Source organism: Nonomuraea sp. NPDC048901 (assembly GCF_040649695.1).
GTDB lineage: Bacteria > Actinomycetota > Actinomycetes > Streptosporangiales > Streptosporangiaceae > Nonomuraea.
The window spans coordinates 82,016-95,147 of the sequence record NZ_JBEZFW010000029.1; the positions used below are offsets into that span (position 1 = coordinate 82,016).

A 13,132-nucleotide genomic window follows, 5' to 3' on the forward strand; every position below is an offset into this window, starting at 1 on the left:
CAAAGGGCCGCTCAGCCGCAGCGGATTTAATGGTGGGGTGATCGCACCCCGTATCGTGGCAACAGACCTTGACGGAACCCTCCTCGACTCCACCGGCTCAGTGTCCCCGCGCACCCGCCGCGCCCTGGGGCGCGCCCGCGACGCCGGCGCCGACATCGTGTTCGTCACCGCCCGGCCGCCACGCGGCGTGGACCCGATCGCCGCGATGGCGGACGTCACCGGCACCGCGGTCTGCAGCAACGGCGCCATCGTCTACGACCTGGACACCCGCGAGATCACCAGCACGTACGCGCTCGACCTGGCCGCCGCGAGGAAGCTGATGGAGACGCTCCGCGAGGCCCTGCCCGGTGTCGCCTTCGCGGTGGAGACGGGCCGGCACGTCCTGGTCGAGCCCGGCTACACCAGGCGCATCCTCCCGGACCTGCCCTTCACCCGCGAGGTCGTGGACGCCTGCGAGGAGGGTGAGCCGGTCGTCAAGCTGCTGGCCTGGTCGGCGACGCACGCGGTGGACGAGATGTTCACCGCCGCCGTCGCGGCCGTCGAGGGCCAGGCCGAGGTGACGCACTCGGGCGGCAGCGGGCTGCTGGAGATCAGCGCTCCCGGGGTGACGAAGGCCGGCACGCTGGCCCGGCTGTGCGAGGAGCGGGGGGTGGACGCGGCCGAGGTGGTGGCGTTCGGCGACATGCCCAACGACCTCGCGGTCCTCGCCTTCGCCGGGGCGGGGTACGCGATGGCGAACGCGCACCACATGGTGATGGCGGCCGTCGAGCGGCGCACCTTGTCCAACGACGATCACGGGGTGGCCGCGGTCCTGGAACGCCTGTACCGCTTGTGACCCCGTTGTCACTCCGCAGGTTGTATCACCGCGGCGAGAACGGTTTGCCGTGCATGTGGACGATGTCGGGCATGCGTCCGCCGGAAGGACGTTCACTTGCGGTAGACGACCTCCTTGTCGCCGGGAGCCGGGTACGCCATGATCAGCAGCCGCTGGCCGCCCTGATCTTCGCCCTTCCACGGGAACCAGGCGTAGTGCACACGGATCCGGTAGTGGCCCGCGCGGCCGTTGAGTGACAGGTCCGGCAGTTCGGTGCCGCTGACATTGTCCGAGAGCACGATCTCTCCCATGGGACTGCGGTAGCCGACCTCGACGACCGTGTCCCAGCCCTTGGTCTCCACGGGTGGGCGGCGCGGGTAGGTCTCGACGGTGACGCAGAGGTCGAAGTCGGGGTTCGTGATGACCGCCAGAGCGCCGGGTTCGGAGGAGACCAGCCCGTTGCCAGGGTCCAGGTTCGGGTCCCCGTCCTCGTTCTCGTACGTCTGCAGGACGCCGTAGTCGGTCATCTGGGGCTCTTTTATCCGGATCGCCGTGGCCGGCTTGATGCGCGGATGGTGGCGTGGCGTCGCGTCGCACATGCGTTGAGCCTCCGCCCGCATCTCCGCGATCTCCTGGTCCTGCTTGGCGCGTCCGGCCTTGACGATGGCGGCGGCGCTGGGGCAGATTTCGGCGATCATGTAAGTCAGGGTGTTGCGGTCGATCTTCCAGCGGGCCAGCTCGCGCGGGTCGTTACGCGTGTGGAGTTCGCACAGCCGGCGTCCGTAGGCGAGCACGGCCTGGTCGGGTGTGGTGGCGGTGAACCGCGCCAGGCCGGTGCCCTGACCGCGGAGGGCGCAGACGAACTGCTGCTCGGCGGTCAGCTCGGGGGGCGGCTCCGGTTGTTCCTGTTCCCAGTACGGGGGCGGATGGCATTCCTCGGCCGTGGTGGCGGGTCCGCGGGCCTGGTCCGCCGCGGGGAGAAGGCAGAGTGCCGCAGCTGAGGCGATGCCCGCCACGAGCACGTGGCGTCGGCCGCGGTGGGCGGGCGGGGCGGCGTACAGGAACGTCAGGATGAGGGCGGACGCGGTGAGCGCGAGGCCGTACCACAGCGGGGAGATGCCGGTGGAGACCAGCGCGCCGTCCTTGACGAACAGGCCGGCGGGGTAGAGCGGCAGCTCCCCGAAGAGGGGGCCGGAGGCCGTCTCAGTGAACGCGCTCACGGCGGCGACGGCGGCCAGGGAGAACAGCGACAACGTCGTGGCCCGCATGAGGCGCTGGGTGCGGTGCCGGACGGCGGCCAAGATGAGCAGTGACGGGAGGCCGACGCCTACGAGGAGGTCGAGTGCGTACCAGGTGATGAGGAGTTCGGAGCTGCCGTGCTCCTGCACGATGCTCCACAACGCGTTCGTCGGCCCGAGCCAGAACGGCATTCCGTGCGCGAGATTGACGGCCGCCGGGAGCAGCGGGAGCACGATCGCCACTACGGGGAGCGGCCATCGTCTGGCGGGCGCTCGCACGGACCGCGGCCGGGGCGCCGGGGGCATGAGGCTGCCCAGGTCGTGCGCGGATCGGGCCCACCAGACCAGCCCGAAGACGGACAGCGCGCCGAGGAGTACGTAGACCAGCTGGTCCCAGGGCACCTCGCTCGCGTAGCTGAACGTCAGCAGCGAGCTGGGCCGGAGGAGCGATATGACCAACGCGACCACGCCGATCCGCACGGTCGTCCGGCTCCAGCGCGGATCCCGCGCCTGCGCCACCAGCACCGATATCGCCCACGCCGGCCAGATGAGTTCCCCTACCCCGAACAGACCGGCCATCCAGGCGGGGGAGCCGGCGCCCAGGCTCCATGTGGCGGCGGTGGCCAGGCCGTTCACCGCGTGGAGCATCCCCGTCACGAGGACGATGCGCCGCAACCATCGAAGAGTGGTGCCGCGCAGCACACGGAAGAACAGCCAGGCCGTCAGCAGCTGGATCGCTCCGGGGATCAGCTCCATCCACCAGGTGTACGGGATGGGCAGCAGCAGGAGCAGGTCGTGTCCGACGCTGACATAGAGCGTGGCCCGGAGCAGGCGGACCTCCCTGCCGTGCCGCGCCGGCTGGCCGCGCTCAGGTCCTCGGAGCACCTGCCAGTACGCCCAGGCCTGCACCGCCGCGATCAGGACCAGCAGGACCACGAGCCACCACCACGGCCGGAGGTCGTCGGCCGCGAAGTCACTCCGGTCCGCGACGACCACCCAGAGGGGGGTGATGTCGCCGGTGACCTCGACGACGACGGCGAGGACGACCACGGCGGCCAGGTAAATCATGGCGAAGACGGCCGCGATCCGGCCGAAACGGTGGCGGCGCATGAGGCTACTCCTGGGGGGCGAAGGCGCCCAACCTTAACGAGCCGCCGCCAAGTTGATCAAGAATCGGTTGGGTAACGAGCCCTGGGGCGGCTGCTCTGCTCGCTGCCCCGTTCACGGCGGCGTCCGCATCGGCAGGGCCCGGACGTCAGCGAAGGGGCGGGCCTCGCCGTGTACGCCTTCTGGCGTACAGAGGATGACGACGGGCGTCGGATGCCGCGCTGACGTGACGGCAAGATCCTTGAGACCTCACGAGGTCAAAGGAGAAGCGAGTGGTAACTCAGGCCGCCAAGGGAAGCGGATATCTGACCACGTTCAAGATCATTGCCGCGCTGAACGCGCTGGCGGTGCTCTTCCAGGCCGTGACGGCCGGTCAGTTGCTCAGCGGGGCGTCGGCAGGGTCGCACGGTATGGGGGCCTTGGCCGTACACGTGCTGGGGCTGGTGCTGCTCGTCGCGGCCGTGCTGGTGTGGCGGCCGGGGCGTGGGGCGGGCTGGCCCGCGCTGGTCGGGCTGGCGATTCTGCTGCTCGGGTTCGTACAGTCGGCGGTGGGCGGGGCGGGTGTGCTGACCGTGCACGTGCCGCTCGGGATGGCGGTCTTCGGGCTGAGCGTGTGGCTGCTGGTCTGGGCTTGGCGCCGCTGAGCCGGTCACGGGTGATCGACGGTTACCGGTCGCCGTGTCTGGCCAGGTGGTCGGCCTTGCGGATGGGCTCCGGCAGGCGGTGGTACGGCGAGAGCCGCAGGACCTCGGCGCAGGCCGTGTCGAGGGTGATGCGGTGGCCCTGCGACACGTACACCGGCTTGACGTTCCGCTGCGTACGCAGGGCGCGGCCCACGGTCGAGCCGTCCAGCTCGATCGGCGTCCATGCGCCCCGAGCGGGGTCCGGGGCGTCGTGGGTGCCGACGAAGTGGGTCTTGCCCACGCCGATCGCGGGGAGTCCGGTGAGCACGCCCAGGTGGCAGGCAAGGCCGAACCCGCGTGGGTGCGCGAGGCCGTACCCGTCGCAGACGAGCAGGTCAGGGGTGACGGTGAGCCGTTCGAGCGCCTCCACCAGCGCGGGCAACTCGCGAAAGGCGAAGAGCCCCGGCACGTACGGAAACCGCGCCTTGCCACGAACCACCACTTGCTCGACCACCACGAGATCGCCCGCCATGCCCCGTGCGTGGTCGTCCGTGGCGGCGGTTGTGGAGAGCACCACCACGGCGGCGGCCACCTCGTCCTCGCCGTGGTAGTGCACGTCAAGTCCCGCCACCAACGTGAACGAGGTCGGGCCGGTCAGCTCGAGGTGAAGCCGGAGGCGCTCCTGGATCGCCTCCGCCTCCGCGGTACTCGTCGGCCAGGGGTGAAGCTGGTTTACCCGCACATGGTCAACCTATGCCCATCGGCTCCCGGGGCGTCACTGTCACCGCCGACCAAGCCGTCCTTCGGCGGGGACAGGACACCGCACGCACATCCGACCACAACGAGCACCGCGGCCACGACCATCAAGCTCTGCCCGTCTACCCGCACTCAGCTGTGCGGCGGGTGAGCACCAAGGGGGCGTCCTCGGTGATGGCTACCGTGTGCTCGGAGTGGGCCGTGCGCGAGCCGTCCGCCGACCGAATGGTCCAGCCGTCGGCGTCGTAGACGATCCGGTCGGTCGTGCGGGCGAACCAGGGTTCGAGCGCGAGGGTCAGGCCCGGCCGGAGCGTAAGGCCGCGCCCTGCCCGGCCCTTGTTCGAAACGTGGGGCCCCTCGTGCATGGTGCGGCCAATGCCGTGGCCACCGAACTCGGTGTTGACCGGGTAGCCGTAGTCGTGGGCTACCGCCCAGATGGCCGCCGAGATGTCACCCAGGCGATTGCCCGGACGCGCCACCTCGATCGCCGCCTCCAACGCTTCCTCGGTGGCGCGGATAATGCGCAGGTCCTCCTCGGCGGCGGTCCCGACGACGACCGTGCGCGCCGAGTCGGCCACCCAGCCGTCGACGCTGACCGCGAGGTCCGCGCTGAGTACGTCGCCGTCACGCAGCGTGTAGTCGTGGGGTATTCCGTGCAGGACGGCGTCGTTGACCGACAGGCAGATGACGTTGCGGAACGGGCCGCGTCCGAAGGACGGCGCGTAGTCCCAGTAGCACGACTCCGCCCCGGACCGTTTGATCATGCCGCGCACGTGGTGCTCCAGGTCCAGGAGGTTGACGCCCACGTCGGCGAGCCGGCCGACCTCGGAGAGCACCTCGGCGACGAAGCGCCCGGCCACGTGCATGCGTTGGATCTCCGCAGGCGTCTTCAGTTCGATCATGATTACCTCGCGTCACAGGATGCTGGTATTACTATACCGGCACCTTAACAGCTTGCCGGTATAGTAATACCAGCCCTATCTTGGGAGCATGGTCCGTCAACCGCTCACACCTGAGCAGATCGAAGCCGGCAGGCGTCTTGGCGCCCTGCTGCGTCACGCACGAGCCGGACGCGACCTGGCGGAAGTCGCGCACGCGGCCGGCATCTCGCCGGAGACCCTGCGCAAGATCGAGACCGGACGACTGCCCTCTCCCGGATTCGGCACGATCGTCTGCCTCGGCGAGGCACTCAACGTGCCGGTTCAGGCGTTGGCAGCTATCTGGCTCGGCAACGACCTACCGCTGGAAGCCGTCTCGTAGCCGCTGTCGCGCCGGCCCACGGAACACCGGCCGTTGGGTTACCGGCACCGAGGCTCCCGATGCTGGGTGCCGTTGTCGATGGCCTCCGCCTGGAATCGGGACGTATCGCCCTGCATCCTCATCCCGACGATGCGAGGTCGAAGAGCGGACCAGTGGCGGCAGGTTCTGTAGTGTCGGGAATCGTGAGGGATGTCCTGGTGGTCGTCGGCCCAGGGCTGGTCGCCGACGCCGCGTTGCTCAGCGAGATCGCCGAACGCGAGTTCGCCGCCCTCGGGGTCTCTGGCGCGCTCGCGCACGCTCGTGACGCGGCCGAAGTCATGGTGTGTATGGCGGGCGGCGACGGTGAGTTGCCCGCCGCGGCCGTCGTGGTGGTTCCGGGGCCGGTGGATGAGGTGCGACGGCTCATGGGGCAGTGCCTTGGGCCTCTGGTGTGGCTGGATCTCGCCCGGGTGGACGGGGCTGAAGTGGGGGAGGGGGCCACGCACGTTCACGGGCGTGGCGTCGAGGGGTTGATCTGGGCGATTCGGCATGCCGTACACCGTCTGCGGCATCCGCGGATGCGGATCGCGTACGGGGCGCATCGCGATCAGTGGGGTGAGCTGTACCTTCCCGAGGGGGCGGTGGACAGGCCGGCTGTCGTGGTGCTCGTTCATGGCGGGAACTGGCGGTCGAACTGGGCGGCCGATCTCATGGACGCGCTCTGCCTCGACCTCGTCGGCCGAGGGCTCGCCGTGTGGAACCTCGAATACCGGCGTCCCGACCTGTACGGGTGGCGGGCGACCACCGCGGATGCGGCCGCTGGGCTGGCCGCGTTGTCGACCGTGGACGCGCCGCTCGACCTCGGCCGGGTCGCCGTCGTCGGTCACTCCGCCGGGGCGCAGCTGGCCTTCCGCGCGGTGGCCGACGGGGCGCGGGTTTCGCTGGCCGTGTCGCTGGCGGGGATGCTCGACCTCGCCGAGGCCGACAGGCGCTGGCTCGGCTCCGGCGCGGTCGCCGCCGCCCTCGGCACAGCCTCCAGTACCGGCCTCGAGGTCGGTACGGCGAGTCCGCTGCTCAGGTTGCCGTTGCGGGTCCGCCAGCTGATCGTCCAAGGGTCCGGGGACGAGCTGGACCTGGTGGACTTCGCGCGCCGCTACGCCAGGGCCGCCCGGGAGGCCGGAGATGACGTGACGTATCTGGAAATGTCCGGCGACCACTTCGCGGTGATTGACCCGCATGCCCCGATCTGGCGCACCACCGCCCTCGCCATCACCGATGCCCTCCGATAACCCGAACTTCACTCGACTCGCCGATCCTCCTCGCGCGGTGGATAGGTGAATGTCTGGGTACCAGCCCAGCCCTCGGCGACAATGTGATAGCCGTGCGCGGCTTCACTGGCGGTGTGGTCAGGGCCGATGTCGACCGTGTCGGCAGTTGCCCAGGCCCCGTTGATCTTCTGCTCGATGACGTAGAGGAACTCGTTGTAGCCCAGGGATGAGGACACGAACGTGTTGACGATGGTGAGAGAGCGGCGACCCGCGGTCAGGGTTCGCGGGATTTCGACGATCTGCTCCCGCCATTTGTAGGTGCTGTCGCCGGGCAGCTGCCGCCACGACCCGGCCGGATTCCCGTTGACGGTGATGGTGGCGTACTGCCGGGCGACGCCCGCGTCCAGGCGGCGGATCAGCCGCACTCCGCTGTTGGCGGGATCGACGGTCGCGGTGAACCGGCTCGACCCGCCGGCGCTGAACGCACGGCCGTCATCGCTGACGATGCGGCCGGTAGCCACAGGGCCGCCGAAACCGTCGGACACGACGCTTTGTGACGCACCCCGCTGATCGAAGATGACGCTCAGGGCGCCTGCGGTCGCCAGCGCGGCCAACACGGCCGACACGGCGGCTTGGCGCCAGCTTCGGCGGGGGACAGGGGCCGGCCCTGCCTCGTCCGGCCCGGCGGGCAGCCGGGCGACTCGTACCCGCTCCCATGCCCTTTCCCACGCCGGGAGCTGCTGCTCGGGCACCCGGCACGCCCGCAGGAAGGCCACCATCAACGCCTTCTTGGGGAAGCGCCGGCCGGCCAGCATGTCCGCACATGTCGCCCGTGGCAGCCGGGTCCCACCCGCCTTGTCCGCCCGCAGCTGCAGCTCCCGCAGTGACGTATCGGCCCGCGCGAACTGCTCGGCCAGCAACCTCACCAGATCCTCGTGGCAGGTCACCGACTCCACCCCGGATCGGGACACCTGCCTGACGACCTGGGACTCCTCGCCACCCTCGCTCATCGCCTCGAACCCCCGCCCTCCCGGCCTTCGGCTCCTCCGTACCGCAAAGTGTACGAGCGCTTACTGAGTGTGTCCGAGGGATGGCGGCAGTGGCGACCTGCCGTCCGGGCCTGGCCATCGGATGGCCCGATTCCGTCCGAGTCCGTCCGAGCTCCTGTTGGACACCTGGGCTGGGCGGCTTCGCTGGCTCTCGACGCGGCGAACCCGCCGCACCTGACGGAGCAGAAAGGCAGACCACCACCATGATGATCCGCAATGTCACGGCCAACGCCCTCCTGACCGCGGCCCTGTTCGGTGCCCTCCCGGGGGGCGCCGCCATCCCGGCCCCGGCGGCGGCCGCGGCCGCGGAGTGCGGGGTCCGGAGCGACGGCAAGCTCTACTGCGGAAACACCCCGAACGTCACCCTGTCGTACGACGCCTCCTACCAGACCGCGGAGACCGGCGTACTGACGAGCAGTTTCAGCTGGTTCCAGTGCTGGGTCGAGGGCGGCCCGCATGCCGGCGGCAACAGCATCTGGTACCTCGCCGCGGGCGACAAGGCGGTGCCGCCCTACCGCGGCTGGGGCTTCCTGCCCGCCGTGCATGTGGCCACCGACCATGACCCCGCGCCGGGCCTGCGCGAGTGCACCTTGGCCGACTACGACCTCATCGGACCGTGACTCCGCCGAGGTCCGGACCCGCCAAGAGAACAACACCGAAGGAGACACAAAGATGAACAAGCGTCAGGTCATCGCCACGACCATCGCCACCACGGCATTCGCGCTGTTCGGGCTGGCCTCGCCCGCCGCCTCCGCCGAGGCCTGCGGGGTCGACCCGCACGACGGCAGGTTGCACTGCACCAACGACGAGGGCGGACTCCCCGTGTTCCACGAGCCCCGGCCCGTCGACGCCGTGGACTTCCTCGACACCACGCAGAGCTGGTTCACCTGCTGGACACAGGGAGAGCTCCATCCAGGGGGCAACACCACCTGGTACGGAACCGTCGGCGACAGGTTCGGCAACTTCGGGTACGTACCGGCCTCCGTGGTGCACACACCGAGCGCCTTCGACGCCGACCCCGGCAAGTACGGCCTGCGCAGGTGCTGAACCCGATCCACCTGAATCGGTAGACCCCGCACCACCACGGCGACGGCGACGTAACCGCCGCCGTGGTGGTGCGCGGGTGGGTCTGGTGCGTACGACGGGAGGAGACCGACACTGTGGACATGCAGTCGTACTCCAGCGCCACCGCGCCGACCCCCCTCCTGGGCGAGACGATCGGCGAGAACCTCGAACGGACCGTCGCGGCCTTCGGCGACCGAGAGGCCCTGGTCGATGTCCCCACCGGACGCCGATGGACCTACACCGAGCTCGACGCCGACGTGAACCGCCTCGCGCTCGCCCTGCTGGCCAAGGGCATCGCGAAGGGCGACCGGGTGGGCATCTGGGCGCCCAACCGCGCGGAGTGGGTGCTCGTGCAGTACGCCACGGCGAAGATCGGCGCGATCCTGGTCAACGTCAACCCGGCCTACCGGAGCCACGAGCTGGAGTACGTCGTCAAGCAGTCGGGCATGCGGCTGCTGATCAGCGCCCAGACGCACAAGACCAGCGACTATCGCGCGATGGTCGAGGAGATCGGCTTCGCGAACGCCATCTACCTGGACGATCCGGGCTGGGACGCGCTCCTGGCCGAGACCGTCGCGGAGGACCGGCTGCGGGCTCGCATGTCGGAGTTGTCGTGCGACGACCCGATCAACATCCAGTACACCTCCGGCACCACCGGCTTCCCCAAGGGCGCGACTCTGTCGCACCACAACATCCTCAACAACGGCTACTTCGTCGGTGAGCTGATCCACTACACCGAGGCCGACCGGGTCTGCCTGCCGGTGCCGTTCTACCACTGCTTCGGCATGGTCATGGGCAACCTCGGCGCCACCTCGCACGGGGCCTGCGTGGTGATCCCCGCGCCCAGCTTCGAGCCCGAGGCGACGCTGCGGGCCGTACAGGACGAGAGATGCACGTCGCTGTACGGCGTGCCGACCATGTTCATCGCCGAGCTGGGGGTGGCGAAGGGGTACGACCTGAGCACGCTCCGGACCGGCATCATGGCCGGGTCGCCCTGCCCGGTCGAGGTGATGAAGCGCGTCGTCAGCGAGATGAACATGCGCGAGGTCGCCATCTGCTACGGCATGACCGAGACGTCCCCGGTGTCCACGATGACCAGGTCCGACGACGACCTGGCCCGCAGGACCGAGACCGTCGGCCGGGTGCTGCCGCACGTCGAGGTGAAGATCGTGCACCCGGAGACCGGGCTGACCGTGGCGCGCGGCGAGCCGGGTGAGCTGTGTACGCGCGGGTATTCGGTCATGCTCGGATACTGGGACGAGCCGGACAAGACCGCCGAGGCTATCGACGCCGCCCGCTGGATGCACACCGGTGACCTGGCCACCATGGACGACGACGGCTACGTCAACGTGGTCGGGCGGATCAAGGACATGGTCATCCGCGGCGGGGAGAACGTCTACCCGCGAGAGGTCGAGGAGTTCCTGTACCGGCATCCGGACGTCGCGGACGTGCAGGTGATCGGGGTGCCCGACGAGAAGTACGGCGAGGAGCTGATGGCCTGGGTCATCATGCGGGAGGGCGCCGAGCCGCTGACGGCCGGGGCGGTCAGGGAGTTCTGCGCGGGGCGGCTGTCGCACTTCAAGATCCCGCGGTACGTCCACGTCGCGGACGCCTTCCCGATGACCGTCACCGGGAAGATCCGCAAGGTGGAGATGCGCAGGCGGTCGGTCGACCTGCTCGGGCTGGGCGACGGCGAAACGGTGCCCTGACCACAGATGCCCTGACTACAGGGGCGCGGCGCACGCCTGGCATCGGGCGGCGCATACCCGGCTTGTTTGGATAAAACGGGCACGGCCTAGCATGGTCGGGTGATCGTCGGTGATGTGCTCGGCCTGCTCGGGGTAGGTGTAGCCGCCGGCGTGGTCAGTACGGTGGTGAGCCTGGCGTCGATCGTCTCCTACCCGGCGCTGCTGGCGTTCGGCCTGCCACCGCTGACCGCGAACGTCACGAACACCGTCGCGCTGATGTTCACCAGTGTGGGCGCGGCGGTCGGGTCGCGGCCGGAGCTGGTGGGGCAGGGCGCCCGGGTGCTGCGGCTGGGCTGGGTGACCGCGCTCGGCGGGGCGACGGGCGCGTTGCTGCTGCTGGTGACCCCGGCGCGGGCGTTCGAGCTGATCGCTCCGTGGTTGATCGCGGGCGCCTCGTTGCTGCTGGTCCGGCGGCCGACCGTCAAGCCGGGCGGTGAGCACGGGGTGTTGCTGCGGGTGGCGCTGTTCGTCGTGTCGATCTACGTGGGGTACTTCGGGGCGGCGGGCGGGATCCTGATGTTCGCGGTGCTGGCGGGCTTTCTCGACCAGTCACCGGCCCGGCTGAACGCCGCGAAGAACATGCTGTCCGGGCTGGCGAACGCGGTGGCCGGGCTGGGGTTCGCGCTGTTCGGACCGGTGGACTGGGGGGCGGCGGTGCCGCTGGCGGCCGGGTTCCTGCTGGGCGGGTGGCTCGGACCGAAGATCGTCCGCCGGATGCCCGGCCAGAGCCTGCGGTATGTGGCCGCGGCGTGCGGGGTGGCGGTCGCGATCAAACTCGGCTACGACTCGTACGTGGGCTGACGATCGCGAGTACGCGGCATGCTGCCGGCCCAGCAGAAAGCAAGGCAGTGTTAGACACGCAGAAGGGTGACCTGGCGGCCGGACGGTGTGGTCGCCTGCTCGAATCCGCCTCGTTCTTTCCAGGGTGGGGCCTCGGGGCGCCGGTCGAAGATGACCAGGACGCCGGTGGTGAGGGTGAGTCGGTCGAGGTAGCGGTCGAGCTGGGCCAGACCCTCGGATTTGGGGTCGTCTGCGCCGGGTCGCCACACCTTCAGTTCCATGGCCTCGCGTTGCATCAGCCCTTCGCCGTCGGGGCCCCTGTACGGCCAGCGAACGAAGACGTCGAGCCGTTTGGTTCCGGCGGCGTATTCGCGGTCGAGGTAGCCGCCGTTAGGTCGAACCGGCCGTCGGGGAGCACGAAGCTGTGCGGGTCGGCGCGCACGTACTGTTCCGACACATCGCCGAGCACGCGCAGGATGACTTCCCGGTAGATCGGGTTGGCCACCTCCATCGGAGGCTTCTGCTTGATCAGGCCCAGATCGCGGACGTAGGACAGGTCGTCGGAGAAGGTGAGCTCGGCACGGGGGAAGTCTCCGCTCACGATCGGTTCCATCACCCGCTTGACCCGGGGCTCGTGCAGCCGGGCCGCCAGGGAGTCCAGGTGGGTGGCGCGGGCCCGGATCAGCCGCTCCTTGGCGTCCTCCACCTGCCCGTCACTGATTGTCCCGGTCACCCCCATCTTGAAGGTGATCTCGTGGGCGAGGGCGTTGACCAGCCAGGGTTGTCCCCGGGTGAGCTCGAAGACCCGGTCCACCGCGTCCTTGGTGAACCCCTGGCCACTCGCCTGCGTGTGCTGGTCGTAGAGTTCGGCGATCTGGTCGGCGGTGAAGTCGCCCAGGCGCAGCGAGTCGGCGATGATGTTGAACGGGCTGGCCGGGTTGGACCGGCCGGGTTCGCCGCCGGAGGCCACCTTGTAGTCACGCAGGTCGCGCAACCCGCACAGCACCACCGACGCGGGGAACGGATAGCCCTTCGATCGCTTGTTGTGCCCGTCGCGGAGCTGGCCGAGGACACTGACAAGGCTGTTGCCCTGCAGGGCATCGATCTCGTCGAGGAACAGCACCACCCGGCGCGGGCAGCGTCGGCACCACTCCCGCAGCGCCGCACCGAACCGGCTACCCGGCGTGACCTGCGGCCAGGAATCCGGCGGTAGCAGCTTCTTCGGCCAGCCCGACAGATCGGCGGCCTCGCGGAGGGAGTCCAGCAGAAGCGACTCCGCCCAGCCGACATCGTCGCCGGCCGACTTGGCGCGCTCGCAGGAGATCATCAGGGCGGCGGTGTCGCCCTCGGCGGTCAGGCCGGAGGCCAGAGCGTCCAGGACGGTGGTTTTCCCAGTCTGCCGGGGGGCGTGCAGGACGATGTAGCGGTCCATTTCGATGAGTGTC

The 13,132-nt window shown here is 69.6% G+C and carries 14 protein-coding genes; 8 read left to right on the top strand and 6 right to left on the bottom strand.

Going from position 1 to position 13,132, the window contains the following annotated elements; translation table 11 throughout:
* Positions 1-37: 37 nt before the first annotated feature.
* On the top strand, positions 38-835 hold the full coding sequence (locus tag AB0C30_RS53930; protein WP_357959506.1) for an HAD-IIB family hydrolase: 798 nt from the start codon (positions 38-40) through the stop codon (positions 833-835).
* Between the two features lie 92 nt (positions 836-927).
* On the opposite strand, the gene AB0C30_RS53935 is transcribed toward AB0C30_RS53930, so the two are convergent.
* Positions 928-3,162: a hypothetical protein gene (locus tag AB0C30_RS53935; RefSeq protein ID WP_357959509.1), complete on the bottom strand. Its 2,235-nt coding sequence runs from the start codon at positions 3,160-3,162 to the stop codon at positions 928-930.
* A 269-nt stretch (positions 3,163-3,431) separates the two neighbouring features.
* Between AB0C30_RS53935 and AB0C30_RS53940 the strand changes: the two genes are divergently transcribed.
* A complete protein-coding gene (locus AB0C30_RS53940) occupies positions 3,432-3,803 on the top strand; it encodes a hypothetical protein (RefSeq protein ID WP_357959512.1) in 372 nt (123 codons plus the stop codon).
* A gap of 22 nt (positions 3,804-3,825) precedes the next feature.
* Here the strand turns inward: AB0C30_RS53940 and AB0C30_RS53945 are convergent, their stop codons facing one another.
* On the bottom strand, positions 3,826-4,524 hold the full coding sequence (locus AB0C30_RS53945) for an endonuclease V (RefSeq protein WP_357959515.1): 699 nt from the start codon (positions 4,522-4,524) through the stop codon (positions 3,826-3,828).
* A gap of 136 nt (positions 4,525-4,660) precedes the next feature.
* Positions 4,661-5,440 carry a type I methionyl aminopeptidase gene (map, locus tag AB0C30_RS53950; protein WP_357959518.1) on the bottom strand — a complete coding sequence of 260 codons (780 nt, stop codon included), beginning with the start codon at positions 5,438-5,440 and terminating at the stop codon, positions 4,661-4,663.
* A gap of 88 nt (positions 5,441-5,528) precedes the next feature.
* Between map and AB0C30_RS53955 the strand changes: the two genes are divergently transcribed.
* Both AB0C30_RS53955 and AB0C30_RS53960 read left to right on the top strand, forming a co-directional pair.
* Positions 5,529-5,798 (top strand): helix-turn-helix transcriptional regulator, encoded by a 270-nt coding sequence (locus tag AB0C30_RS53955; protein ID WP_357959521.1) that lies wholly within the window; start codon positions 5,529-5,531, stop codon positions 5,796-5,798.
* A gap of 182 nt (positions 5,799-5,980) precedes the next feature.
* Positions 5,981-7,066 (top strand): alpha/beta hydrolase fold domain-containing protein, encoded by a 1,086-nt coding sequence (locus AB0C30_RS53960; protein ID WP_357959524.1) that lies wholly within the window; start codon positions 5,981-5,983, stop codon positions 7,064-7,066.
* Between the two features lie 8 nt (positions 7,067-7,074).
* On the opposite strand, the gene AB0C30_RS53965 is transcribed toward AB0C30_RS53960, so the two are convergent.
* Complete coding sequence (locus AB0C30_RS53965; RefSeq protein WP_357959525.1) at positions 7,075-8,055, bottom strand: hypothetical protein; 981 nt, start codon at positions 8,053-8,055, stop codon at positions 7,075-7,077.
* A 242-nt stretch (positions 8,056-8,297) separates the two neighbouring features.
* Here AB0C30_RS53965 and AB0C30_RS53970 point away from each other — a divergent pair, with 242 nt between their 5' ends.
* The 4 genes from AB0C30_RS53970 (at position 8,298) to AB0C30_RS53985 (ending at position 11,708) form a co-directional block, all read left to right on the top strand.
* On the top strand, positions 8,298-8,714 hold the full coding sequence (locus AB0C30_RS53970) for a hypothetical protein (RefSeq protein ID WP_357959528.1): 417 nt from the start codon (positions 8,298-8,300) through the stop codon (positions 8,712-8,714).
* A gap of 52 nt (positions 8,715-8,766) precedes the next feature.
* Positions 8,767-9,141, top strand: coding sequence for a hypothetical protein (locus AB0C30_RS53975; protein ID WP_357959531.1), 375 nt, complete (start codon positions 8,767-8,769; stop codon positions 9,139-9,141).
* 119 nt (positions 9,142-9,260) lie between these two features.
* Complete coding sequence (locus AB0C30_RS53980) at positions 9,261-10,868, top strand: AMP-binding protein (protein ID WP_357959588.1); 1,608 nt, start codon at positions 9,261-9,263, stop codon at positions 10,866-10,868.
* A gap of 99 nt (positions 10,869-10,967) precedes the next feature.
* Positions 10,968-11,708 (top strand): sulfite exporter TauE/SafE family protein, encoded by a 741-nt coding sequence (locus AB0C30_RS53985; RefSeq protein WP_357959534.1) that lies wholly within the window; start codon positions 10,968-10,970, stop codon positions 11,706-11,708.
* 50 nt (positions 11,709-11,758) lie between these two features.
* Here AB0C30_RS53985 and AB0C30_RS53990 read toward each other — a convergent pair whose 3' ends face one another.
* Positions 11,759-11,968: a hypothetical protein gene (locus tag AB0C30_RS53990; protein ID WP_357959537.1), complete on the bottom strand. Its 210-nt coding sequence runs from the start codon at positions 11,966-11,968 to the stop codon at positions 11,759-11,761.
* 14 nt (positions 11,969-11,982) lie between these two features.
* Positions 11,983-13,119: an ATP-binding protein gene (locus AB0C30_RS53995; protein WP_357959540.1), complete on the bottom strand. Its 1,137-nt coding sequence runs from the start codon at positions 13,117-13,119 to the stop codon at positions 11,983-11,985.
* Between the last annotated feature and the right edge of the window lie 13 nt (positions 13,120-13,132).